Origin of the sequence: Streptomyces sp. WMMC940 (genome assembly GCF_027460265.1) — a bacterium.
Lineage (GTDB): Bacteria > Actinomycetota > Actinomycetes > Streptomycetales > Streptomycetaceae > Streptomyces.
In genome coordinates, this window is the sequence record NZ_JAPZBC010000001.1 from 5,573,754 (window position 1) to 5,598,382 (window position 24,629).

A 24,629-nucleotide genomic window follows, 5' to 3' on the forward strand; every position below is an offset into this window, starting at 1 on the left:
CGTGCGGCGGTGGCCGTCCCGATCGTCCGGACCGTCGCCCGGCCGTCCCGACCGCTCCGTCCTCGCGCGGGCCGTCCGGCGTACCCCACCGGCCAATATGCGCGTTCTGTCACAGCCACGCCGCCGCCGACCTTGATCGGAACCCGTCGCGGCGCCCGGCCGTCCTCGAACCCGTACGGCAGGAACGCACCCGGTATCGCCTAGGGTCGTGGCGGGCAAGGTGTGCACGGCAAGGCAGTGAGGACTATGCACATGCGGCAGGCATACATGACGGAATCGGGACACGGCAGCGCGGAGGACCCCCGCCCCGGTTCCCGGATCCGGGCCCTGCTCGACCGTTTGCGGAGCGATCCGGGGATCTGGCGGCGCGGTGTCGTCGTCGCGGTCGTCGCGGTCGCCACCGGCCTGCTGATGATCCTGCACGCGCAGATCCCCAACAAGATCGGCAACGTGGGCAGTCTCACCGAGACGTTCCTGCCCTGGCTGGGGCTGCTGGTGCCGGTGCTGCTGGTTCTCGCGCTCCTGCGGCGATCGGCGACGGCACTGGTCGCGCTGCTCGTCCCGGCGATCGTGTGGCTGAACCTCTTCGGCGGACTGCTCACGGACAAGTCGGGCGGCGGGGGGAACCTCGTCGTCGCCACCCACAACGTGAACGCCGAGAACGCCGACCCCGAGGGCACCGCCCGAGAGGTCGCCGCCTCGGGTGCCGACGTCGTCGCCCTGGAGGAGCTGACGGGCGACGCGGTCCCGGCCTACGAGAAGGCGCTGGCGTCCCAGTACCGCTACCACTCCGTGCAGGGCACGGTCGGGCTGTGGAGCAAGTACCCGATGAGCGACACCCGGCCCGTCGACATCCGGCTGGGCTGGGTCCGCGCCATGCGCTCCACCGTCGCCACCCCGTCCGGCGATCTCTCGGTGTACGTGGCCCACCTGCCGTCGGTGCGGGTCAAGATGAACGCGGGTTTCACCGCCAGCCAGCGGGACACCAGCGCCGACGCGCTCGGCGAGGCGATCGCCCGCGACCCGGTGGGCAAGGTCGTCCTCCTGGGCGACCTCAACGGCACGATGAACGACCGCGCCCTGAACGCGGTCACCTCGCAGATGCGCTCCACGCAGGGCGCCGCGGGCGACGGTTTCGGCTTCAGCTGGCCGGCGTCGTTCCCGATGGCCCGGATCGACCAGATCATGGTGAAGGGCGTCGAGCCGGTCTCGTCCTGGACGCTGCCCCGCACGGCCAGCGACCATCTGCCCATAGCGGCCGGCATCCGTTTCTGACCGGATCACCCCGCCTCCCGGTCCTCCCGGCCTCCCGGTCCTCCCGGCCTCCCGGTCCTCCCGGCCTCCCGGTCCTCCCGGCCTCCCGGTCCTCCCGGCCTCCCGGCCTCCCGGCCTTCGGAACCGGTCAGGATCTCGACCGGGCCCGGCCTTCCCGGCCCCGCCTGCCAGGTGATCGCGGTGACCGCCGGGCTGCTCGACGGTACGGCGAAGGGGGCTTCCCGCGTCGTCGCGGGAAGCCCCCTCGCCCCGGACGTACCGCGCGTCAGTGCGCCGTCGTCTCGCGCCAGCGATTCGTGATCGGCAGCCGGCGGTCCTTGCCGAAGCCCTTCGCGGAGATCTTCGTGCCCGGCGGGTACTGCCTCCGCTTGTACTCGGCGGTGTCGACGAGCCGCAGCACCCTCGCCACCAGCTCCTCGTCGTAGCCCGCCGCCACGATCGCGTCCTTGCCCTGGTCGCGGTCGACGTACAGCTCCAGGATCCCGTCGAGCACGTCGTAGTCGGGAAGCGAGTCGGTGTCGACCTGCCCCGGCCGCAGTTCGGCGCTCGGCGGCTTGGCGATCGAGTTCTCGGGGATCGGCGCGGTCCGGCCCCGCTCCTCGGCCGCCCGGTTGCGCCACTTCGCCAGCCTGAAGACGGAGGACTTGTAGACGTCCTTGATCGGCCCGTACGCGCCGACCGAGTCGCCGTACAGCGTCGAGTAGCCCACCGCCAGCTCGGACTTGTTGCCCGGGGCGAGCACGATGTGGCCCTCCTGGTTGGAGACGGCCATCAGCGTCGTCCCGCGCAGCCGTGACTGGAGGTTCTCCTCCGCCAGACCGGTCAGCGGGAGCGAGCCCATGAAGGCGTCGAACATCGGCTCGATCGACACGGTGCGGAAGTTCAGCCCCGTGCGGCGGGCGAGCTCGGCGGCGTCGTCCCGGGAGTGGTCCGAGGAGTACTTGGACGGCATGGAGATGCCGTGGACGTTCTCCGCCCCCAGCGCGTCGCAGGCGATCGCGGCGACCAGTGCCGAATCGATACCTCCGGAGAGGCCGACGACGACGGAGCGGAAGCCGTTCTTGGCGACGTACGCGCGCAGTCCGACGACCAGGGCCGAGTAGACCTCCTCCTCGTCGTCGAGCCGCTGCGCGTAACCGCCCGTCAGTTCCGGCTCGTACGACGGGAGCGGGTCCTCGGAGAGGACGATCCGGTCGACGGTCAGCCCGTCGTCCACCAGGCCCGTCGGGGCGTCGGCGGACGCGGACGGGAGGTCCAGGTCCAGGATCACGCTGCCCTCCGCGAACTGCGGTGCGCGTGCGATCACCTCCCCGTCCCTGTCGACGACGATCGAGTCGCCGTCGAAGACGAGCTCGTCCTGGCCGCCCATCATCGCGAGGTAGGCGGTGGTGCAGCCGGCCTCCTGGGCGCGCTTGCGCACCAGTTCCAGTCGGGTGTCGTCCTTGTTCCGCTCGTAGGGCGAGGCGTTGATCGAGACCAGCAGCCCGGCTCCGGCGGACCGCGCGGCGGGGACCCGGCCGCCGTCCTGCCAGAGGTCCTCGCAGATGGCGAGCGCGACATCGACGCCGTGGACGCGGACGACGGGCATGGTGTCGCCCGGCACGAAGTACCGGAACTCGTCGAAGACGCCGTAGTTGGGCAGGTGGTGCTTGGCGAACGTCAGCGCCACCCGGCCGTCGTGCAGTACGGCCGCGGCGTTCCGCGGGGCGCCCGCGGGTTGGCCGTACCGCGGCTGCGCCTTCTCGGAGCGGTCCAGATAGCCGACGATCACGGGGACCTCCCCGAAGCCCTCGTCGGCGAGACGCGCGGCGAGCGCGCGCAGGGCGGCCCGTGACGCCTCGACGAAGGACGACCGCAGGGCCAGGTCCTCGACGGGATAGCCGGTCAGCGCCATCTCGGGGAACGCGATGAGATGCGCCCCCTGCGCGGCGGCGTGCCGGGTCCAGTGCACGATCGACTCGGTGTTGCCGGCGAGATCGCCGACGGTCGAGTCGATCTGATTCAGGGCGAGGCGAAGTTGAGGCACGCGCCCAGTGTAATCGTCTTTCTGACGCGATGTCCCGGCTGTGTGGCGGTCGCCACCCCGGGGCGCCCGGTGCGCGGGTCCCGGGGGAGGGCGGCCTCCTCCCCCGGGGCGGGGATCAGCCCTAGTACGCCAGCGTCGTCATCATCCCGGACTCCGAGTGGTAGATGTTGTGGCAGTGGAACATCCACAGCCCCGGATTGTCGGCGTCGAAGTCCGCCACCAGTTTGCGGTGCGGCAGCAGGATCGCCGTGTCCTTGCGGGCGCCCAGCGCGTCGATGCCGGCCAGGGCGAAGGTGTGGCCGTGCAGGTGCATGGGGTGCCACATGTCCGTGGCGTTGATGACCACCAGCCGCACCCGCTCGCCGTACTCGATCCTGTGGAGCACCTCCGGGTCGTACGGCTGCCGGTCGAATGCCCAGTCGTACCGCTTCATGCCGCCGGTCAGCGTGAACCGGATGAGACGGTCCGGGCGGCGCCGGTCCAGTGCCACCGAGTCCTCGGGCCGCAGGCGCGCGGACGACTGCAGCACCCTGCGGTCCAACTCCGACGGGCGGGTGGACGGCTTGGGCGTGGCCCCGCGGCCCGTCCGCAGCACGGCCATCGCCGAGCCCCTCTTGCCCTCCGCCAGCGCCGTGAACGGGAACACCCCGTCCTTCGCGGTGACCATCACGTCGTACCGCTCGGCCATGCCCAGCAGCAGCGCGTCGGTCTTGTACGGGTGGACGGGGAAGCCGTCCGAGTGGACGACGGTCATCTCGTGGCCGCCGAGTGCCACCCGGAAGGCCGTCTCGCCGCCCGCGTTGATGATCCGCAGCCGGATCCGGTCGCCCGGCTTCGCCCTGAACTCGGTCGGGTCGTCCGCCGTGCGCCCGTTGATCAGGTAGTACGGATACGCGACATCGCCCGCGTGGCCGCCGAGCAGCTTGCTCACGGCGTCGCTCATCAGCCGGCGCGGGCCCCTGCCGTCGGCCGGCCCGGGCGCATCGCGTCCGGCGTCCGGGTCCCCGGCCCTGGCAGGCCCGTACCCGGCGTCGACCCCGCCGGTCGGCCGGGACCGAGGACGGCCGTCGCGCTCCTCGTCGTCCCCCTCCTCGCGGTCCTCGCGGTCCTCGCGGTCCCGCTCGCGCCGGTCGTCCCCGTCGCCGCCGTGGCCGCCGTCGTGCGCGTTGCCGTGGCCCATGGCGGGCTTGCCCTTGCGGAGCTGTGACAGCACGTCGTCCGGAGTGGACCCGCCCACGCCGTCGATCCAGTCGTCCAGGACGATGACCCACTCGTGGTCGTAGGCGAGCGGCTCCTTCGGGTCGTCCACGATCAGCGGCGCGTACATGCCGCTGTCGATCTGCACTCCGTAGTGGGGGTGGAACCAGTACGTACCGGCGTGCGGCACGGTGAAGCGGTACTCGAAGGTCCCGCCCGGCTTGACCGCCGGCTGCGTCACGCCCGGCACGCCGTCCATCTTGTTCTCGAGGGCGATGCCGTGCCAGTGCACGGTGGTGGGCACCGGCAGGTGGTTGGCCAGGGTGAGCTCGAGCGTGTCCCCGGCGTTGATCCGCACCTCCTTGCCCGGCAGCCGGTCGTTGTACGTCCACGTCCTGAACGTGCGCCCGCGGCCGATGTCGACCGTGCTGGGCGTGGCCGTGAACGTACGTGTGCGGAGCGGGCCCACGCTGCGCACCGCCGCCGGGCCGCCGACCTTCTTGCCGTCGGCCCGTACGGAACCCTCGGCGGGGGCCCCCGCCGCGCCACGGCCGCCGTCGTCCGCCCCGCCGCCGGAGCAGGCGGCGAGCAGCCCCGATCCGGCGGCGGCGATCCCGGCGCCGAGTACGGCGCGACGGGTGCGAGAGGTCTGACGGGTGTGCTCCTGACTGGACATGGCCCTCCGGTCGGTCGAACATGCGCGCACCACCCCCGCAGGGGACGGGCCCCGGGTGGGGCTGAACGCGGCACGATCTAGCATGGGGCACGATGCCCGAAACATCCGGTACATCCAGAACTGTCGCGCTGCTTATCGCACTCGGCGCCCTGCTCTACACCGCATGGGTGCTGGAACTGCTCCTGGCCACCGGCCTCGACCCGGTCCGGGCGTACGTCAGCGAACTCTCGGCCGCCGACCAGCCCTTCGGTGGCCTGTTCCGCGCCACGGACCTCGCCGCCGGGCTGCTCGTCCTCGCCGGGGCGGCCGTCGCCCTGCCGACGCGTCCGAGACGGCCGTGGTCCGTCGCCGGCTGGACCGCCCTCGCCGTGTTCGGCCTGGCGACCGCCCTCGACTCACGGCTGCCGCTCAGCTGCGCGCCCACCGACGATCCCGAGTGCGCCGCCCTGGAGACGGCGGGCCTCGTCCCGGCCACGCACGCCGCGCACGCCGTCAGTTCCGGTCTCGCCATGACGGGCGCCCTCACCGGCATGGTCGCGCTCACGGTCGCGGCCCGCCGCTACCACCGGTGGCCCGCGCTGGGCCGGTTCGGGCCGGGTCTCGTCGCCGTCGAACTCGCCGCCACCGTCTGGACGCTGACCGCCGTCGCCGCCTTCGAGGCGGGCCGCGGCATCTGGTGGCTCGGCGCCGGGCAGCGACTCCAGGTGCTGGTCGTGGCAGGGTGGCTGGCGGTACTCGCGCTTTCCGTGGCGCGGGAGGGCACGGGCCGTCCGGGTGCGGGACGGCCGGGATCGAGGGGGACGGCGTGACGTTCGTACGGATCGGCGGAGTGCCCCACCACGTGGTGGCCGAGGGCAACGGACCCGTCTGCGTCCTCAGCGCGGGCCTCGCCATGAGCTGGTTCGACTGGGACCCCGTCGTACCCCTGCTGGCCCCGTACCGCACCGTCGTCCGCTTCGACCGGCCGGGGCACGGGCTGAGCGGCACCGCCGCGGTGCCTCCGTCCGCCGCGGGGGAGGCCCACCGCATCGCCGGGATCCTCGACGCCCTCGGGCTCGGCGGCCCGCCCGCCACCGTCGTCGGACACTCCATCGCGGGCTTCCACGTGGAGGCCTTCGCCCGGCTCCACCCCGCCCGCACGGCCGGACTCGTCCTGGTCGACGCCAGCATCGAGGAGGACGCCGGAGCCCCCCGCGCCCCCGCCGTCCGTACGGCCGTGGCACACGGCCTCGGCACGGCGCTGACGGCGGTCGGAGCGCCCGCCGCGATCGGCCCTGCCCTCCGCCGCGCCGTGGTCCGGCTGTCCCGCGAAGGCGGCGGCGACCCGGCCCCCGCCACGCTCGTACGCCGCTGCTACGGCACCTCGCGCGTGCTCCGGGGCGCGTTGCTGGAGAACACCCACTACCGCGCGGTCGCTGCCGAACTGCTCGACCTGCGCACCCGGTTCCCGCTTCCGCACGGCGTGCCCGTGACCGTGCTGGCCGCGTCGGACGGTCGCGGCCGTCGCTCGACGGGCCGCTGGCTGGCACGCCAGCGCGCACTCGCCGCGGAACTCGGCGAGGCGCACTTCGAGGCCGTCGAGCCGTCGGGGCACCTGGTCATGCTGGACCGCCCGGACGCGGTGGCCCGGGCGGTCCTGAAGCAGGGGTGAGGGGGCGACGGCAGTTCGCCGAGCACCGCGGGTCACCGGCCCGTCGGCCGAGTCGGCGTGGCGGGTCGCCGGGGGCTGCCGCCGGCGTACCGACGCATCGGCGTCGCGAGCCGGCGGCGGCCGCTACCGGGGTGGCGACGGTGGGGCCCGCGTACCTCCTGGCGGAGGGGTGGCGGGGTGGCGGCTTGGTGCCTGCCGCACACCCGCGCCCCGGGGCGGAGGGTGGTGGTCCGGTGCGGCGGCGGTGGGGCCCGCGTACCTCCTGGGCGGAGAAGTGGCGGGGTGGTGGCTGGATGCCCCGTACCCGCGCAACCGTGCACCCGCGTGGCGCCCCCTGCGGCGTACGCCGACTGACGCCGGATCAGGCCCGTGCGTACACCTGCTCGACCCACTGGGCGAGCTGGTCCTCCGACAGGTGCTGCGCCAGGTCGGCCTCGCTGATCATGCCGACGAGGCGCTTGTTCTCGATCACCGGGAGCCGGCGGATCTGGTGCTCCTGCATCTCGTGCAGTACGTCGCCGACGTCCGCGCCCGAGTCGATCCAGCGCGGGGTGCCGCGGGCCATGTCCCCCGCCGTGATCTTCGAGGGGTCGTGGCCCATGGCCACGCAGCCGACCACGATGTCGCGGTCGGTCAGAATGCCGCACAGCCGCTCGTCGGCGTCGGCGATGGGCAGCGCGCCCACGTTCAGCTCGCGCATCAACTGCGCGGCACGGTCGAGAGTTTCGTGCGCCGGGATCCACTGGGCCCCGGGGTGCATGATGTCCTTGGCGGTCGTCATGGGGTTCCTACCTCCTGGGCGCGGCCGACGCCCGTCGTCACCCGATGTCACGCCCGTCGTCCCATGCGGGTGGAGAGCGGTCCGCCGACGGCCCGGCCGACGCCCCGCACCCGGGCCGGGACCTCCCCGGCCGGGACCGCGGGGACTTCTTCGACGTGCACGCCGGCACCCGGGGCGGCAGGGAGCCGGGCAACTGGTCCCGGCGGACGCCGAGGAAGCCGTCTTCGACCTTACCGCCGACGTCGTGGCGGCGCCCGACGTGACCGACCGGCCTCCGCGGTCCCGCGTCCAGGGGCCGCGAGGGGCGCCCCTCGGGAGTGCGCCCGCGTGGGGCGGGTGTCCGCCCGGCCCACGCGGGCGCGCCGGTCTCAGGCCCGGGGGGCCGAGCCCCGCTTCTCCAGGAGATCCGCCATCAGGTCCATCTCGGACTGCTGGGCGTCGACCATCCCCTGGGCCAGGGCCTTCTCCTGGGGCACGGTGCACAGGTCCGCGCAGCCCTCCGCCATCGCGACGCCGCCCTTGTGGTGGTCGGTCATCAGCTGCAGGAAGAGGACCTCGGCCTGCTTGCCGCTCGCCTCGGCCAGCCGGTCCAGCTCGGCCTGCGTGGCCATGCCCGGCATCACCGGCCCGGCGCCGGTTGGCTGCCCGCCGTGGCCCGCGTCCCCGGTGCCGGCGCCCTGGCCGCTTCCATGAGCGCCGTTCCCGGACGTGCCGCCGTGTCCGCCGCCCCCGTGCCCGCCCTCGCCGTGGGCCCGCTCCATCCAGGCCATCGGCTCGGTCCCGGACTCCACCTTCGGCAGCTTCCACAGATCCAGCCAGCCCAGCAGCATGCCGCGCTGGTTCGCCTGGGTGTTGGCGATGTCGTAGGCGAGCCGCCGCACCTCCTCGTCCTGCGTACGGTCCCGGACGATGAAGGACATCTCCACCGCCTGCTGGTGGTGGACGGCCATGTCGCGGGCGAAACCCGCGTCGGCCGAGCCCGCAGCGGGGGCGGCCGGGACCCCCGCGCCGCCCCCTTGCCCGCCGGGGTGCTCGTCGCCGCCCGCGGACGCGACCGTGGCCGCGCCCGCGAACAGCAGCGCCGAGACCACCGCGGCGAGCGAGACCCAGTGCGTACGCGTCAGCGCGAGCGTCACGCGCTCAGTCCGCCCGTGCACGCGGCGCCCGGCTCCGGCGTCTGCGGGCCCTGCACGTACTTGGTGAAGAACTGGTCCACCCGCGGGTCGTCCGCGCCGTCGACCGTCACCTGCTTGCCCCAGGCGCTGAGCATGATGGCACCGGCCTGGTCCTTCACCGGGCTCATCATCGAGTACGAGGTCTTGCCGACCTTGTCCTTGAGCTTCTGCACGTCCGCGGCCGGGGCCTCGTCGCTGTACGTGACCCACACGGCGCCGTGCTCCAGCGAGTGGACGGCGTTCACCTCGGGGATCGGCTTGTCGTAGACGTTGCGGTCGCAGTTCATCCACGCCTGGTGGTGGTCACCGCCGACCGGAGGCTTCATCGGGTACGTCACGGCCGTGGTGACGTGGTTGCGCCCGAGCTTCTTGGCGTCCCAGGACTTCTCGTCCTTGATGGGCGCCTTGGCCGCGGCCTCGGCCTGCTCCTTCTTCTCGGACTCCTTGTTCAGCACGTATGTGCCGAAGCCGACGAGTCCCGCCACCAGGACCGCGCTGAGCGAGATCGTGATGATGCGGTTGCGGCGCTCACGGGCCTGTTCGGCGCGGCGCATCTCCTCTATGCGGGCCCGGCGGTCGTTCGTCTTGTCGTTCGTCCTGCTCGACACTCTGCTTCGTCCTTCTGCGTCGGGGGGTGTGGGGTGTGCGCGTGGTCGCATGGCCGTGGGCCATGCCTGCGCGGACTGGCGGTGGAACGGTCCTGCTAGGTCCGCAGCACCTGAAGGACGTGGAGATCCGGGGCGCGGGGGAGCGCACCGGTGCTCGGTGGGCCGCTCGCGTCGCGGGCGGGCAGGGCGCCGGACGGAAGCCCCGCCGGTGCCGGCGGCGAGTCCTCGGGCGGGGCGGTGAGGACGCCGGGCGTCAGGTGCGGGAAGAGCCCGCAGTGGCCGCGGTCGTACGGACAGGTGTACGCGGCGGAGTCGGCCCGGGCGGCGCCCGGCACGGCAGGGGTGGTCTCGCCGACCCGCCCGGCGGCCCGGGTCTCCCCGGTCTCCCGGTGGGTGCCGTGCTCGCGTGCCGCCCCGGCGCCGCCCGTGTGGGTCTGTCCCATGCAGAGGAAGAGCGCGGCGAGGAGCGTCGCCACGGCACTCCCCAGCGCCATGGGACGCGCGGTGTGCGCGGTGCGGGCGTTCCGCATGCCCCCCATGGGCGCAGATGGTAACGGCGGGTACGTGCTCCATGTCATACGGGGTGCGTAATCTGGGCGAAACCCCGGGTCGTGATACTGAAGCTCCTCCTCTACGCCCTGGCGGTGGTGCACAGGCCGTCTGAACTGCAAGGATGTGGCTATGGACAAGCAGCAGGAATTCGTGCTCCGTACGCTCGAGGAGCGCGACATCCGGTTCGTACGCCTGTGGTTCACCGATGTGCTCGGCTTCCTGAAGTCGGTCGCGGTGGCCCCCGCCGAGCTCGAGCAGGCCTTTGACGAGGGCATCGGCTTCGACGGCTCCGCGATCGAGGGCTTCGCCCGTGTGTACGAGTCGGACATGATCGCCAAGCCGGACCCGGGCACCTTCCAGATCCTGCCGTGGCGCGCGGAGGCCCCCGGTACGGCACGCATGTTCTGCGACATCCTCATGCCGGACGGCTCGCCGTCCTTCGCCGACCCTCGCTTCGTCCTGAAGCGGATCCTGGCGAAGACCTCGGACCTGGGTTTCACGTTCTACACCCACCCCGAGATCGAGTTCTTCCTGCTGAAGGACCGGCCCCTGGACGGCTCGCGCCCCACCCCCGCGGACAACTCCGGATACTTCGACCACACCCCGCAGAACGTCGGCATGGACTTCCGCCGCCAGGCCATCACCATGCTGGAGTCCATGGGCATCTCGGTGGAGTTCAGCCACCACGAGGGTGCGCCGGGCCAGCAGGAGATCGACCTCCGGTACGCGGACGCGCTGTCCACCGCGGACAACATCATGACGTTCCGCCTGGTCATGAAGCAGGTCGCGCTGGAGCAGGGGGTCCAGGCGACCTTCATGCCGAAGCCGTTCTCCGAGCACCCCGGCTCCGGCATGCACACGCACCTGTCCCTCTTCGAGGGCGACCGGAACGCCTTCTACGAGTCGGGTGCCGAGTACCAGCTCTCCAAGGTGGGACGTTCCTTCATCGCCGGCCTGCTCAGGCACGCCGCGGAGATCTCCGCCGTCACCAACCAGTGGGTCAACTCCTACAAGCGCATCTGGGGCGGTTCGGCCCGCACCGCCGGCTCCGGCGGCGAGGCCCCCTCGTACATCTGCTGGGGCCACAACAACCGCTCGGCCCTGATCCGCGTCCCGATGTACAAGCCGGGCAAGACCGGCTCCGCGCGCATCGAGGTCCGCTCCCTCGACGCCGGCGCCAACCCCTATCTCGCCTACGCGGTCCTGCTCGCCGCGGGCCTCAAGGGCATCGAGGAGGGCTACGAACTCCCGGCCGGCGCCGACGACGACGTCTGGGCACTCTCGGACTCCGAGCGCCGCGCGATGGGGATCGAGCCGCTCCCGCAGAACCTCGGCGAGGCGATCATGCTGATGGAGCGCAGCGAACTGGTCGCGGAGACGCTCGGCGAGCACGTGTTCGACTTCTTCCTCCGCAACAAGAAGCAGGAGTGGGAGGAGTACCGCTCCGAGGTCACGGCGTTCGAGCTGCGGAAGAACCTGCCGGTGCTGTAGGGGCGGGCCGGCGCGGGGTGTCCCGCGGGAACGAGCCGCGGGGCCGACGGTCGCGAACCGTCGGCCCCGCGGTGTCCCCATCGCGCGGGGGAGCCCGCGCCGCCCTTGCCGGCCGAGTCAGCCGGTGACGCCTCCGGTGGCGACCAGTGCGAAGTCGGCGTCGGTCGCCGGGGTCTCGACGTGTCCGTCCGCATTGACCTGACCTGCGATGACCTCGATCGTCCAGGTGCCGGCGGCCGGAGTCTGGACGAACACGTTCTCCACGGTGTCGATCGTGTTCGCCGAGCCGCCCGGCGTCGACCAATTGTCCGCCGCGAGTCCGTTGTTCCCCCAGTACACGGTGCCGTCCGGGGCGGTGAGCTTCAGGGTCAGGTCGTTGACGCGCGCCTGGGCCGCCGACGGCGAGCCCATCGGATCGGTGTAGGCCATCGTCGCCTTGAGCGGCCGGCTGCCGTCGGTGGTGAGTGTGTACGTCGCGGACTGGCCCACCGTGAGCACGTCCGTCTCGTCGACCAGGATCGGCAGCCGCCAGCCGTTGTCCTGTGCCAGCTGGTACAGGTTGCCGACGCCGGCCGTACCCCAGCCCTGCTTCATGCGGGCCAGGTCGTGGGACGCGCCCGTGAAGGCGTACTGGTCGGCCGAGTTGATCAGCAGCGCCTTCGCGGTGGCGGCGTGCGGCCGGGACGCGAAGACGTCGCGGTCCAGACCCGGGCCGCCGTCGAAGACCCCGTCCGCCCACATCTGGAAGACGAGGCCCGCGTAGCCGCAGGTGATCGGGGTGGAGGCGCTGGTGCCGCTGAACGTGCCGGTGTAGGCGGCGTCGCCGCCGCTCGCGGTGGTGTGGACCGCGTCGTAGTAGTTCGACAGGTCGGGCTTGATCCGCCCGTCCGCGGCCGGGCCGATGCTCGCGCCGCCGTTCCATGCGTCATCGGTGCGGGAGACGGTGTCGTAGTGGTAGGTGCCGCCCACGGACACCACGTTCTTCGCCCACGCCTGCGGCCGGGCGGAGCGGTTGCCGGTGTTGCCCTGGGACTGGCAGATCAGGATGTCGTGGTCGAAGACGATGTCGTCCATCGCCGCCGACGTGGCGTTGTAGCCGAACGTCAGCGCACTGCCCCAGCTGTTGGACTGGAACACCGCCCGGTACGGGCCCGTCGGGTCGACGAGCTGCGCGGTGTGGGCCCACCGGTCGGACACCAGGCTGTGTGCGGCGAAGATCGGTTGCGCCTGGGGGAGCAGACCGCGGGCGGTGGCGGCGACGCCCGAGGCGAAGACCTGCCCGTATGTCGAGGTGCCGTGACTGGTGCTGGTGGTGTTGGCGGTGTGCAGGATCGGCGGGAACGCCGCGAACTCCTGGTGTGTGGTGCGCAGTCCGGTGTCCATCACCTCACCGCGCACCCCTTGGCCGAGATACCCGAACGCCGTCTCGACCGCGTTGGCGCCGCCCGCGACGCGGGCGTTGTCCATGTCCACTTCGGGCGCCGTCCAGACGTCGAGCGCGAGCACCGCGTCCAGGTGCGCCACGGCGAGCGCCTGCGCCGGCTCGAGGGTTGCCTCGATCAGCTGCCGGCCCGCCGATGAGCCGTCGACCCTCCCGCCGATCGCGGTGATCCGCTCGACCACCGCCCGCTGGTCGGCGGCGTCCGGTTCGACCAGCGTGACGACATAGCGGCGGGTGCTCGGCTGCACGGCCCCGCCTTCCAGTTTGTCGCCGGCGTCGTACGGTCCGACCCATCGCACGTACGGCAGGGCGGCGACCCGCCCTCGAGCCGCCTTGTCCATGCGCACCACGTAGGTCGCGTCGGGAATGTAGGCGCCGATCCGGGCACCGAGGGCCGACAGTTCGGCGCGATGGCTGTCGAGCGGTGTGGTGGTGAACTGGACCAGGTAGGTGCGGCCGTTTTTCGTCCGCAGGTTGCCCCGCGGCCGGCTGCGCTCCCCCTCCGGCGTGGTCGGATCGAAGGTGCGTGTGCGCAGCCGGACGTGCGTGGGCTGCCGACCCAGGTGGTCGTCGGCGGCGGCGAGCCGGGTGGGTCCGGCGCGGTCGGGGGGCGCCGGGACGGACAGGGCGGGGCTGGCGGATGCGGCGAGGGCCAGGGCGAGGACGGTGTAGGCCGCTGTGCGTGCGGGGTTACGCATGGGGGCTCCTGGACGGAAATCCACCGAGTGGGTGCGGACGGGCGAAACCGATCGAGGAACGCTAACCGGTCACAGGAGGTCAGAAACCCACTGAAAGGGTGATGGGGTGCCAAAAGCCCCCACGGATGGATCTATAGTCGCGGCGTGCAAATGCTCTGGACCCTTGTGGGTGTCGGATCGGCGGTCGTGGCGGCGGTGTTGCCCGGCGCCGCGGCGCCGGTGACGAGCCAGGACATGGGACGCCTCGCGCGTCAGCCCGGCACCCTGTCGATCACCGTGCCGGCGGCGGTGAATTTCGGCTCGGCCTTTCCCGGTTCTTCGTTCAGCCGGCAACTCGGTGAGGCCCGGGTACGGGACAGGCGTGGCGGGCAGAACACGGTCTGGACCGCGACGGTGTCCGCGACCGACTTCACCACGCCGGGCGGCGGCGCCGCCCGGCAGATCTCCAGGAGCCAGTTCTCCTACTGGTCGGGTCAGGCCACCAGCACCACCGGCAGCGGCACCCGGGTGCCGGGTCAGGCCACCAGCGCGCAGGCGCAGAGCCTGAGCGTCCCGCGTACGGCGTTCAGAAAGACGTCGGGCAACGGGAACAACGACACCCGTTGGCGGCCGACGCTGATCGTCGCGGTGCCGACGACCGCCGTGGGAGGCACCTACACCGGGACGATCACCCATTCAGTGGCATGATCCAGCACGAATACCGACTCTTCCGCCCGGATCGAACTACGGTGGCCCTGTGCGCAGAAGACTCCTGATTCCCTGTATCGCCGCCGCCCTGGTCGGCGTGCCATCGATGCCCGCGGTCGCCCAGCCCTCGGGGGACACGACCGTGACGTTCACCGTCTCGACCTCGGACCTCACGATCGAGGTGCCCGCCTCACGCAACCTCGGGGCCGGCTTCCCGGGGCAGACCGTCAGCGGTCAGCTCGGCACCGTGACGGTGGACGACGGGCGGGCCGCGGCGAGCGCCACGTGGACCGCGTCGGTGGTCTCGACGCAGTTCGACACCGGTGTCGACGACCCCGCCGAGATCATCCTGCCGAACCTGGTGCAGTACTGGTCCGGTCCGGCGACCGCCACCACCGGCACCGGCACCTTCGTGCCCGGACAGCCCACGCGGGACGACCGGGTCAGCATGGACGAGCCCCGTACCGCGTTCTCCAAGACCTCGGGCAGCGGAAACAACAGCGCGAGCTGGAACCCCACCCTGGAGATCACCATTCCGCCGGACGCCGTCGGCGGGCTCTACAGCGGGACGGTGACCCATTCGGTGGCGTGAGCCCCTAGGTGGACTGTTCCTTGCGGTGTCACTGCTCGCCGGGTCGCTCACGCCCGTGGCCGCGGACCCGTCGCGACGGGCGTCCGACGACGTGAGCGTCGGCATCCGGCTCGTCGACGCGCCCGTCAGCCGCCGCGACGACGAGCGTGCCCACCGGTACGTCATCGACCACGTCGGACCGGGCGAGAGGATTCGCAGACGCATCGCGGTCACCAATCTGTCCGACCGTCGGCACCGCGTGCGGCTCTACCCCGCGGCCGCCGCCGTCCACCGAAAGGACGGCTTCGTCTTCGCTCCCGGCCGTACCGGCAACGAGCTCACCGACTGGGTGACGGTCCGACCCGGCGAACTCGTCCTCGCGCCCGACGAGACGGCGAAGGTGTGGACCGAGATCACCGTGGCGGACGACGCGACCCGCGGCGAGCACTACGGCGTCGTGTGGGCGGAGATCAGCCCCGAGCGCGAACCCGCGGAGCAGGTGCGCAACGTGGTCCGCGCCGGGGTGCGCATGTATCTGTCCGTCGGCCCCGACGGGGAACCGCGATCGGACTTCCGCATCGACGACCTCACCGGTTCCCGCACCACGGCCGGCATCCCCTTGGTCACGGCCCGGGTGAAGAACACCGGCGGGAGGGCCCTCGACCTCACGGGCAGGCTCACCCTGTCGGACGGGCCGGGCGGGCTGTCCGCAGGCCCGTTCAACGTCAGGGCGGGCACCGTCGGCCCGGGCCACTCGACGACGGCGAAGGCCACACTCGACCGGCGGCTGCCGGACGGTGCGTGGACCGCACGACTGACCCTCGTGAGTGGCCGTGTCGAGCGGGAGACCACCGGCCGTATCACCATCGGCACGAAGCCGGTCACCCAGCGCGGCGGGAACACCGCGATGTCCGTGCTCACGGTCGGCAGCCTCGTCTCGATCGCCGCGACAGCGCTGCTGGCCGCCTACGCGTACCACCGCCGCAACCGCGTCCGCTGACCCGGCGGCACGGAGAACGGCCAACAGACCGTGCGTCAACCGTTCGACGTCGCACCGTCGTTGAAGGACCAAGGTCAGACCGTGCGCCGCTTCGACAGGGGAGCGGGGGCCTCCTGGACGATCCAGCCGTTGCCGTCGGGGTCCCGGAAGAACATGAAGGAGTTCCAGGGTTCGCCCTTGCCCGGCGCCCAGCCCGACGGGGCGACGTGCTGGACCGCGCTGACCTCGACGCCGCGGGCGAGCAGTTCGTCGTGGGCCGACTCGATGTCGGGGACGCAGAGTTGGAGGCCCTGGATCACGCCGGGGGGCATCGCCTTCTGGCCCGGTGCCGGCGGCATGCCCTCGCCGATGACGATCGAGCAGGTGGAGCCCGGCGGGGTCAGCTGGAGGATGCGGACGCCGTCCGAGATGTGCGTGTCGTGGTCGATGGTGAAACCGCACTCGTCGGCGTAGAAGGTCTTCGCCCGCTCCACGTCGGAGACGGGTACGACGATCACTTCCAGGGTCCATTCCATGGGCACCGCCCGGGGGTGGGGTGCGGACCGCGGCTCGTGCGGACCGCCCGGGGGTGGCTCCCCCAGATCAGTGTGCGCCGGGGTGGAGGGCGCCCGCGACGCGGGCGGCCCTCAGCGGTCCGCGAGCGGGGCCGGGGCCTCCTGGACGATCCAGCCGTTGCCGTCCGGGTCCTGGAAGAACATGAACGAGTTCCAGGGCTCCTCGCCCTTGCCGTCCGCCCAGCCCGACGGTCCCACGTGGCGCACCGGGCCCACCACGACACCGCGGTTCACGAGCTCCTTCCGGGCCGCCTCGATGTCGGTGACGCAGATCTGCAGGCCCTGCAGTGAGCCCGGCGTCATCCGGGGCTGTCCCGGGGACTCCGGCATCCCGGACTCCAGGACGATCGAGCAGCGTGAACCGGGCGGGGTGATCTGGACGAGCCGGGCGCCCTCGAACGGCGACATGTCGAGATCGGCGGTGAACCCGCACCGGTCCACGTAGAAGTCCTTGGCCCGGTCGACGTCGGTGACCGGGATGGCGACCACTTCGAGGGTCCATTCCATGGGTTGGTCTCTCTCCTCTTCCGTGATGGGTCGGGTCTTCCGTGACGGGGCGGCCGGCCCTGGTGAGGGTCTCGTCCGCGGTCGTCCCGTCGGGGCGGACCGGCCCGGTGCTCCCGCGTCCGCCCGGTGGGACGGCCCGGCGGGTGTCCGGCCGCCCGCCCGGTCGCCGACCGGGCGGGCGGCTCAGCGGGTGAAGCGTCATCGGCTCCGGTCGTATGTCTCGGGTCCCCGGCCGAAGCCGAGGCCCCGTGGCGGGTGCCACCTCGAAGACCGGGGCGCGGCCCCCACTCTTGTGCCGGAGCGCCTCGTCCCGGACCTCGAAGTGCCACTCCGGACCGTACTTCGCCCGCCCGTCCCCGGCCAGCCGGGCGGGCCCGGTCTCGTCCGTCACCCGGACGGCCACGCCCCTCCACGACCAGGTGGCCCCTACGGAAGCGCCGCCGTCCGCGGACGGCCCGACGGCGTCCAGTGCAGCGCGCCGTCCAGGCTGATCGCGGCGATGCCGCCGGGGAGTCCGGCGGGCGCCCCGGCGAGGAGGAAATCGGCCTCGGTCCAGCCGGCCCTGGCCGCGGGCTCGCTCACCGGTACCGGGCGGGGCCGCGCCTCCGTGCGCGTCGTCGCCAGTACGCCGGTGCGGGACCGGACGGCCAGCAGATCACCGCCCGCGCCGACCGGGCCGAAGCCCGCCACGCCGGTCGAGGCCACGAACGAGACGACGGGGACGAACGTCCCTGCCGCACCCGTCGCCGCGCCCGAGCTCGCTGCCGTGCCCGTGCCCGCTGCCGTGCCCGCCGCTCCCGCGCTTGCTCCGGTCGCCGTCCCTGCTTCCGTCCCTGCCGCCGTGCCCGCTCCCGTGCCCGTCGCCGCCCCCGCTTCCGTCCCTGCCGCCGCGCCCGTCGCCGATCCCGTACCCGGCACTCCTGTCGTCTTCCCCGCGGTGCCCGCACGCCGCGGGGAAGCCGCTCCGCCCCTGTCACCGGTGCCGGGCACACCGGAGGTGCCGCCGAAGTGGGCGGCGCGGACCTCGCCCGTGACCGGGACGCGGTACCAGAGCCGGATGCCGTCGCCCCCGGCGTCGGCCGTCGCGTTCAGCGCCAGCGTCGTCGCCGGAAGGCCGGTCCGCTTCGGGCCGGTCAGCGGGCCGCCGGGCCCGGTCTGCGTCCAGGCCAGCACCGACGACGGGGTGGGGGCCAGGACGGTGTGCCGGCCGGACGCGTCCGTGACCGCCACCGGATCGCCGCGCAGACCCGTGCCGCCCAGCGGCGTCCAGGGCTCCCAGCCGCCTCCCGGCAGCCCGATCCGGCCGGTCAGCCGGTGGGCGGAGTCCCGGACGAACACCCTGAGCCGGCCCGTCGGGTCCACGACCGCCGCCGGTGCGCTGATGGCCGACGTACCGCTCTCGTCGTCGCGTTCCGGCGTGCCGAGCGAGAGCCACGGCCCGAAGTCGCCGCCCCGGGTGCGCTGCACGCTGAGCACCACGTCCCGGCGGTAGTCGGCGGCCCGGGCGCCGAGGGTCGTCCGGGTTCCGAGCACGGCGATCCGGCCGTCGGGCAGGCGTACCGAGGTCACCCCGCCGTCGATGCCGCCGTCACCGGTCAGCCGGGGACCGGTCCAGCCCGCAGTGGGTCCCGGGCGATGCCAGACGGCGAGCCGCCGGTCGAGCACGGAGAACGCCCACGCGGTCCCGCCCGGACCGGGCTGCGCCCAGGTCGTCGACTCGCCGCGGGTGTGGCGGACCGTCTGCGCCCAGCCGTGGCCGGCGGGCCGCGCCGCCACCTTGCGGTCCCCGCAGCCGGCCGGGTCGCCGCAGTGGTCGGCGCCGTCCGTCCACGCGTAGGTCTTGAGGGTGTGCAGCTTCGCCGCGGCGTCCGCGGGGCCGAGGGTGCGGGGCAGCCTGCCGGTGGAGTAGCCCAGGTAGGTCTGGACGCCGAAGGCGGGGTGCCCGGGTACGGCCGCGTAGCGGGCGAGCGCCGCCTGGGCGAACCGCGCCCCGTACAGATGGTCCTGGTGGTCGGAGTAGGTGCCTTTCGCGGTGCGTCCCGGGGTCGGGTCCTGGATGCGGACGAAGGTCGGCCGGAACCGCTCCAGCAGCCCGGCGACGGTCTCCACGACCTGCCGCTTCGTGTATGCGAAGTCCTCCTGTACCGGCGTCCCGGAGGACAGTTGTGACGCGAGGGAGTCCACCCGGCCGTCCCACAGACCGTGGAGGCTGTGGGGGCGGTCGCCGTTGATGCTTCCGGCCTCGCGGAGCTGGACCCAGACGAGACTGATCCAGGGCTTGGCGCGGAGGGTGTCGAGCTCGGCAGTCCCACCGCCCGCGGTGCGTACGGCCGAGCGCGACCAGGGGCTGGTCCGGTCACCGGTGGCCATCTCGGCGTAGGCGGCGCGTATTCCGTTCTGGCGGGCCTCGGCGTACGCGGCCTTGTCGGGGGCCGGGGGATCCGGGTCGTCCCGCCGGGCGTTGACGCCGTCGGCCTCGCCCGCCGTCAGGTACATCGACGTCAGACTGCGGCCCCTGGCCAGGGACTGGGCGGTGTCGGGGTTCATGAAGAACAGGTCGTCATCGGGATGGGCGACGATCTGGACCACCCGCTCGCCCGCGGTGGTGCGGACCGGCCGCACCGCCGGCCCCGCCGGGGGAACGGCATGCGCGCCCCGGCGGTCCGCGGCCGCGTCGGGCACGGTCACCAGCGTGCCCAGGACGCCCAGCAGCAGCGCGGCGGCCAGCCCGGCGACCACCCCTCGCCGGGCGCGCCCGGCCATGGGACCGGAGCGGGCCGGGAGGCCGGCACCGTGCGGGGATCCGGAACCGCCCGGAGCCCCGGGGCCGTCCGCCGAACCGGGACCGGGAGGCGAGCCGGGGCAGGTCGCGGAGTCGGGGCCGTGCGACGAACCGGAGTCGGGGTGGGCCGCGGGGTCGCGACGGAACGAGGAACCGAAGCGGGGCGCGGAAGCGCGACGCGCCGCCGAAGGGCGGCGGCTGCGGCGGGGCCGGCTGGGCATGGCGGTCGGTGCTTTCGTGATCGGTGGGGGCCGGTGACCGCCCGGGCGCACGCGCCCACGGGGGCACCGGTGTCCCGCGGGCGAACGCGCGCCCGCCGGTCACCGGGCGGCAGGCGGGCGTTTCGGGGCCCGACCGCGCACCGGCGACCCGCGGGCGCGGGTGGTCCTCGGTGAACGTGTCCGTGCCGTCCGGGCACGCGCGGTGCCCGGACACGACGGAAGACGGAGATTCCAGGAATACGGGTTGTCCCGCACGAACCACGAAGAACATGGCGAACATCACGGAACCGCACCGCCCGCGACGTCCTCCGGGGCGCGGCCCCCGCACCCCTGCGACTACGCTCGGACCCGGATCCGGACCTTGATCGGAGGCGGCGGGATGACATCGGTGCCGGGGCGCAGAAGCAGTACCTTCACCCGTCTGCTGCGACACGGCTTCACCCACCCCGCCGCGGCCGAGCGGCTGCTGGACCTGCCGGAGATGGCGCCCGTGCGCACCGACTCCGTGCTCCTCGACGCGCTCGGCGCCACCGCCGACCCCGACCTGGCCCTGCGCGGACTCGTACGCCTGGTCGAGGCCCAGCAGCCGGACGAGCGGCAGGTGCTGCTGGACACGCTGCTCTCCGCGAAGCCGCTGCGCGACCGGCTGCTCGGGGTGCTGGGCGCCTCAGAGGCGCTCGGCGACCATCTGGCCCGGCACCCGCACGACTGGCAGGCGCTGGTGATGTACGAGGCGTCCGATCTGCACCCCGGGGTGGACGACTTCGAACGGGGACTCGCCGAGGCGACCGGGCCGGTGTCGCTGCGCGTCGCCTACCGCCGCTGCCTGCTGTCGATCGCCGCCCGCGACGTGTGCGGCACCACCGACGTGGCGCAGACCGCGGCGGAGCTGGCCGACCTGGCGACGGCGACGCTGCGCGCGGCCCTCGCCATCGCCCGCACCGACGCCCCCGAGGACGCCGCCGCCTGCCGGCTCGCGGTGATCGCCATGGGCAAGTGCGGCGGCCACGAACTCAACTACGTCTCCGACGTGGACGTGATCTTCGTCGGGGAGCAGGCCTCCGAGTCCGTGGACGAGTCCACTGCGGTGAAGGCCGCGACCCGGCTCGCCTCGCACCTCATGCGGATCTGCTCGGAGACCACGGTCGAGGGCGCGATCTGGCCCGTCGACGCCAATCTGCGGCCGGAGGGCCGCAACGGCCCGCTGGTGCGCACCCTCTCCAGCCATCTCGCCTACTACCAGCGCTGGGCGAAGACGTGGGAGTTCCAGGCGCTGCTCAAGGCGCGGCCGGTGGCGGGGGACCCGGAGCTCGGCGCCGAGTACGTCGAGGCCGTGTCGCCGCTGGTCTGGCAGGCCGCCGAGCGCGAGAACTTCGTGCCCGACGTGCAGAGGATGCGCCGCCGCGTCGTCGACAACATCCCCGTCGCGCACATAGACCGCGAGCTGAAGCTGGGACCGGGTGGGCTGCGGGACGTCGAGTTCGCCGTACAGTTGCTGCAGTTGGTCCACGGGCGCACCGACCCCACGCTGCGCAGCGGCTCCACCCTGGAGGCGCTGAGGGCGCTCGCGGCGGGCGGGTACGTGGGCCGGGCGGACGCGGCACAGCTCGACGAGGCGTACCGCTTCCTGCGCTCCATGGAGCACCGGATCCAGCTGTACCGGCTGCGCCGTACGCATCTGGTCCCGGAGGGCGAGGAGGACCTGCGGCGCCTCGGACGGTCCCTGGGGCTGCGCGCCGACCCGGTGGCCGAGCTCGACAAGGAGTGGCGGCGGCACGGCTCCGTCGTCCGCAGACTGCACGAGAAACTCTTCTACCGGCCCCTGCTGGACGCGGTCGCCCAGCTCGCGCCCGGTGAGACCCGGCTCAGCACCCAGGCGGCACGGCAGCGACTGGAGGCGCTCGGCTACGCCGATCCGGCCGCGGCCCTGCGGCATCTGGAGGCCCTGTCGTCCGGCGTCTCGCGCAAGGCGGCGATCCAGCGGACGCTGCTGCCGGTGCTGCTCGGCTGGTTCGCGGACTCCGCCGATCCGGACGCGGGCCTGCTGGGCTTCCGCCAGGTGTCGGACGCGCTCGGAAAGACGCCCTGGTACCTGCGGCTGCTGCGCGACGAGGGCGCGGCCGCGGAGAACCTCGCCCGGGTGCTGTCCGCCGGCCGGCTCGCCCCCGATCTGCTGCTGCGCGCCCCGGAGGCCGTGGCGCTGCTCGGCGATCCCGAGGGGCTGAGGCCGCGGGGCCGCGACCATCTGGAGCAGGAGGTCCTCGCGGCGGTCGGGCGCGCGGACGGCGCGGAGGCGGCGGTCGCCTCCGCCCGCGCGGTGCGGCGGCGGGAGCTGTTCCGTACCGCGGCGGCGGACCTGATCGGCTCGTACGGCACCGAGGAGAACCCCGCCGAGCAGGACCCGGGGGCGCTCGTCGACCGGGTGGGCAACGCCGTCACCGACCTCAACGCGGCCACAATCGCCGGCGCGCTGCGCGCCGTCGTCCGAGAGCGGTGGGGGGACGAGCTCCCCACCCGGTTCGCGGTCATCGGCATGGGACGCTTCGGCGGACACGAACTGTCGTACGGTTCCGACGCGGATGTGCTGTTCGTCCACGGGCCGCGCGAGGGCGACGACGAGCACGAGGCCGCCCAGGCCGCCGCGACGGTCGTGGCGGAGATACGGCGGCTGCTCCAACTGCCCAGCTCCGACCCGCCGTTGCTGATCGACGCCGATCTGCGCCCGGAGGGCCGCAACGGCCCGCTGGTGCGCACGCTCGCGTCGTACGCGGCCTACTACCGCCGCTGGTCGCTGGTCTGGGAGAGCCAGGCCCTGCTGCGTGCCGAGCCGATGGCGGGGGACGCGGAGCTGGGGGCCCGCTTCATCGAACTGGTCGACCCGCTCCGGTACCCGGCGGAGGGCCTGGGCGAGGAGGAGGTCCGGGAGATCCGCCGGCTCAAGGCCCGGATGGAGACGGAACGGCTGCCGCGCGGCGCCGACCCCACCCTCCACACCAAGCTGGGCCGAGGCGGCCTGAGTGACGTGGAGTGGACGGTGCAGCTGCTGCAGATGCGTCACGGCTGCTCCGAACCGGGCCTGCGCACGACGCGCACCCGTACCGCCCTCGCCGCCGCCCGGGACGCGGGGCTCCTGTCCCCGGAGGACGCGGAGGTCCTCGACGACGCGTGGGTGCTGGCGACCCGGGTCCGCAACGGCGTCATGCTCGTCAGGGGCCGTGCGGGGGACACCTTCCCCTCGGAAGCGAAGGAACTGGCCGCGGTGGGCCGCTACCTGGGGTACGGCCAGGGGCATGTCGGGGAGATGGTCGACGAGTACCGCCGTGCGACGCGGCGGGCGCGTGCGGTGGTGGAGCGGCTGTTCTACGGGGCGTAGCCGGAGGTTCCCGAGCGCCGGCGGCACCCGCGAGTGTGCCCGGGCGCCGCTCAGGTCGCCTCCGTGGGTCCCGGCGTCGGGGCCTGGTGCCGGGGAGGCCCGTTCGTGGGCCCCGGCTTCCGGCTGGAGGGTGCCGCTTGGCGGACACGGCCTTCCGGGCGTGCTCCGTGCGCGACGGGCGTCCGGCCCGGCCGCGGGTACCGGGAGGGCGGGGTCGTGGGCGGGCGTCCCCCCCCACCACGGACAGTGAGGGCCGACACCGGCCCGCAGCCCGGGAGTCGGCCCGGCGACGCCGGGCGTTCAACCGCACCGGGCGAACCGCGCGGTGCGCACCGAACCACGCCGGGCGAACCGCGCAGCCCGAACCACGCAGTGCGCACCGCGCTTGGGGCGTGTGCTCGCTCCGGGCGTTCGGCTATGCCGTGAGTACGGCGCCGGCGGGCGCCGGGTCCGGCACATGGCGTGGCAGCCGATGCGGGAGGGAGCCGTACCAGGCGTAGGACAGGCCGTAGCCGAAGCCGAGGCAGAGCAGTCCGCCGACGGCGTCCAGCCAGAAGTGGTTGGCGGTTGCCACGATGACTATGAGGGTGAGCGTCGGGTACAGCAGACCCAGGATCTTTCCCCAGGGCGCCTTCGCCAGCGCGAAGATCGTCAGTCCGCACCACAGCGACCAGCCGATGTGCATCGACGGCATGGCCGCGTACTGGTTGGACATGGTCTTCAGATTGCCGGAGGCCATAGAGCCCCAGGTGTGGTGCACCAGCACCGTGTCGATGAAGTCCTGGCCGTTCATCAGCCGCGGCGGGGCCAGCGGGTAGAGGTAGTAGCCGACGAGGGCGACACCGGTGGTGGCGAAGAGGACGAGCCGGGTGGGGGCGTAGCGGCCGGGGTGCCGGCGGTAGAGCCACACCAGGACGCCGATCGTCACGATGAAGTGCAGGGTGGCGTAGTAGTAGTTCATCGTCACGATGAGCCATGTCACCGAGTTGGCTGCGTGGTTGACCGTCTGCTCGACGGCGATGCCGAGGGTGTTCTCGGCCTCCCAGATCCAGTCGGCGTTCCGCAGGGCCTGGGCCTTCTGCTCGGGAACGGCGTTCCGGATGAGGGAGTACGTCCAGTAGCTGACCGCGATGAGCAGGATCTCGAACCAGATGCGGGGCCGCCGTACCGACCGCAGCCTGCGCAGTCTGCCCTGCTCCGGGGCCGGGCCGTCCTCGGTCACCATGGGTGACGGGGACGCGGTCCGGCCTTCCAAGGTCTTCACGGTCGCTTCACCCATAGGAGGAGAGTCTGCCAGATGGGTGCGCCCGCTCCGATCATCCCTCGGTCGGGTTCGGGAGGGCGTCCGGTCCCTCCTGAGGAC

General features: G+C 73.0%; 19 protein-coding genes. 8 read left to right on the top strand and 11 right to left on the bottom strand.

Features of this window, described 5'->3' with window-relative positions; translation table 11 throughout:
- The first annotated feature begins 327 nt into the window (after nucleotides 1-327).
- The gene (locus O7595_RS24615) at nucleotides 328-1,275 is read left to right on the top strand and encodes an endonuclease/exonuclease/phosphatase family protein (protein WP_443071856.1); all 948 of its coding nucleotides are present in this window, start codon (nucleotides 328-330) and stop codon (nucleotides 1,273-1,275) included.
- 265 nt (nucleotides 1,276-1,540) lie between these two features.
- Here O7595_RS24615 and O7595_RS24620 read toward each other — a convergent pair whose 3' ends face one another.
- Nucleotides 1,541-3,301 (bottom strand): NAD+ synthase, encoded by a 1,761-nt coding sequence (locus O7595_RS24620; RefSeq protein ID WP_269730793.1) that lies wholly within the window; start codon nucleotides 3,299-3,301, stop codon nucleotides 1,541-1,543.
- Between the two features lie 121 nt (nucleotides 3,302-3,422).
- Nucleotides 3,423-5,174 carry a multicopper oxidase family protein gene (locus tag O7595_RS24625; RefSeq protein WP_269730794.1) on the bottom strand — a complete coding sequence of 584 codons (1,752 nt, stop codon included), beginning with the start codon at nucleotides 5,172-5,174 and terminating at the stop codon, nucleotides 3,423-3,425.
- Between the two features lie 92 nt (nucleotides 5,175-5,266).
- Between O7595_RS24625 and O7595_RS24630 the strand changes: the two genes are divergently transcribed.
- Both O7595_RS24630 and O7595_RS24635 read left to right on the top strand, forming a co-directional pair.
- On the top strand, nucleotides 5,267-5,983 hold the full coding sequence (locus O7595_RS24630) for a DUF998 domain-containing protein (protein ID WP_269730795.1): 717 nt from the start codon (nucleotides 5,267-5,269) through the stop codon (nucleotides 5,981-5,983).
- Nucleotides 5,980-6,825 (top strand): alpha/beta fold hydrolase, encoded by an 846-nt coding sequence (locus O7595_RS24635; RefSeq protein WP_269730796.1) that lies wholly within the window; start codon nucleotides 5,980-5,982, stop codon nucleotides 6,823-6,825. The genes O7595_RS24630 and O7595_RS24635 overlap by 4 nt, the downstream gene beginning before the upstream one ends.
- A 361-nt stretch (nucleotides 6,826-7,186) precedes the next feature.
- Here O7595_RS24635 and O7595_RS24640 read toward each other — a convergent pair whose 3' ends face one another.
- The 4 genes from O7595_RS24640 to O7595_RS24655 all read right to left on the bottom strand — a co-directional run bounded on the left by O7595_RS24640 (nucleotide 7,187) and on the right by O7595_RS24655 (nucleotide 9,928).
- Nucleotides 7,187-7,606, bottom strand: coding sequence for a CBS domain-containing protein (locus O7595_RS24640; protein WP_138055715.1), 420 nt, complete (start codon nucleotides 7,604-7,606; stop codon nucleotides 7,187-7,189).
- Between the two features lie 368 nt (nucleotides 7,607-7,974).
- Nucleotides 7,975-8,742, bottom strand: coding sequence for a DUF305 domain-containing protein (locus O7595_RS24645; RefSeq protein ID WP_269730797.1), 768 nt, complete (start codon nucleotides 8,740-8,742; stop codon nucleotides 7,975-7,977).
- Nucleotides 8,739-9,389, bottom strand: coding sequence for a DUF3105 domain-containing protein (locus O7595_RS24650; RefSeq protein ID WP_269730798.1), 651 nt, complete (start codon nucleotides 9,387-9,389; stop codon nucleotides 8,739-8,741). Before O7595_RS24650 ends, O7595_RS24645 begins: the two co-directional genes overlap by 4 nt.
- Before the next feature lie 95 nt (nucleotides 9,390-9,484).
- Nucleotides 9,485-9,928, bottom strand: coding sequence for a hypothetical protein (locus O7595_RS24655; RefSeq protein ID WP_269730799.1), 444 nt, complete (start codon nucleotides 9,926-9,928; stop codon nucleotides 9,485-9,487).
- 142 nt (nucleotides 9,929-10,070) lie between these two features.
- On the opposite strand from O7595_RS24655, the gene O7595_RS24660 reads away from it, so the two are divergent.
- Nucleotides 10,071-11,432 (top strand): glutamine synthetase family protein, encoded by a 1,362-nt coding sequence (locus O7595_RS24660; RefSeq protein WP_269730800.1) that lies wholly within the window; start codon nucleotides 10,071-10,073, stop codon nucleotides 11,430-11,432.
- A 117-nt stretch (nucleotides 11,433-11,549) separates the two neighbouring features.
- Here O7595_RS24660 and O7595_RS24665 read toward each other — a convergent pair whose 3' ends face one another.
- Entirely contained in the window at nucleotides 11,550-13,571 is a 2,022-nt protein-coding gene (locus tag O7595_RS24665) for a S8 family serine peptidase (protein ID WP_269730801.1), read from the bottom strand.
- A gap of 150 nt (nucleotides 13,572-13,721) precedes the next feature.
- Between O7595_RS24665 and O7595_RS24670 the strand changes: the two genes are divergently transcribed.
- The 3 genes from O7595_RS24670 to O7595_RS24680 are packed head-to-tail and all read left to right on the top strand — an operon-like array spanning nucleotide 13,722 to nucleotide 15,829.
- On the top strand, nucleotides 13,722-14,258 hold the full coding sequence (locus tag O7595_RS24670; RefSeq protein WP_269730802.1) for a hypothetical protein: 537 nt from the start codon (nucleotides 13,722-13,724) through the stop codon (nucleotides 14,256-14,258).
- Between the two features lie 49 nt (nucleotides 14,259-14,307).
- Nucleotides 14,308-14,850 carry a hypothetical protein gene (locus tag O7595_RS24675; RefSeq protein ID WP_269730803.1) on the top strand — a complete coding sequence of 181 codons (543 nt, stop codon included), beginning with the start codon at nucleotides 14,308-14,310 and terminating at the stop codon, nucleotides 14,848-14,850.
- A 25-nt stretch (nucleotides 14,851-14,875) separates the two neighbouring features.
- Nucleotides 14,876-15,829, top strand: coding sequence for a peptidase (locus O7595_RS24680; protein ID WP_269730804.1), 954 nt, complete (start codon nucleotides 14,876-14,878; stop codon nucleotides 15,827-15,829).
- A gap of 74 nt (nucleotides 15,830-15,903) precedes the next feature.
- Here O7595_RS24680 and O7595_RS24685 read toward each other — a convergent pair whose 3' ends face one another.
- The 3 genes from O7595_RS24685 to O7595_RS24695 form a co-directional block, all read right to left on the bottom strand.
- Entirely contained in the window at nucleotides 15,904-16,344 is a 441-nt protein-coding gene (locus O7595_RS24685; RefSeq protein ID WP_269730805.1) for a VOC family protein, read from the bottom strand.
- 111 nt (nucleotides 16,345-16,455) lie between these two features.
- Complete coding sequence (locus O7595_RS24690) at nucleotides 16,456-16,890, bottom strand: VOC family protein (protein WP_269730806.1); 435 nt, start codon at nucleotides 16,888-16,890, stop codon at nucleotides 16,456-16,458.
- 426 nt (nucleotides 16,891-17,316) lie between these two features.
- Nucleotides 17,317-19,653, bottom strand: coding sequence for a PIG-L family deacetylase (locus O7595_RS24695; protein WP_269730807.1), 2,337 nt, complete (start codon nucleotides 19,651-19,653; stop codon nucleotides 17,317-17,319).
- A 619-nt stretch (nucleotides 19,654-20,272) separates the two neighbouring features.
- Between O7595_RS24695 and O7595_RS24700 the strand changes: the two genes are divergently transcribed.
- Complete coding sequence (locus O7595_RS24700) at nucleotides 20,273-23,266, top strand: bifunctional [glutamine synthetase] adenylyltransferase/[glutamine synthetase]-adenylyl-L-tyrosine phosphorylase (RefSeq protein ID WP_269730808.1); 2,994 nt, start codon at nucleotides 20,273-20,275, stop codon at nucleotides 23,264-23,266.
- Nucleotides 23,267-23,681: 415 nt separating this feature from the next.
- On the opposite strand, the gene O7595_RS24705 is transcribed toward O7595_RS24700, so the two are convergent.
- A complete protein-coding gene (locus O7595_RS24705) occupies nucleotides 23,682-24,545 on the bottom strand; it encodes a phosphatase PAP2 family protein (RefSeq protein ID WP_269730809.1) in 864 nt (287 codons plus the stop codon).
- Between the last annotated feature and the right edge of the window lie 84 nt (nucleotides 24,546-24,629).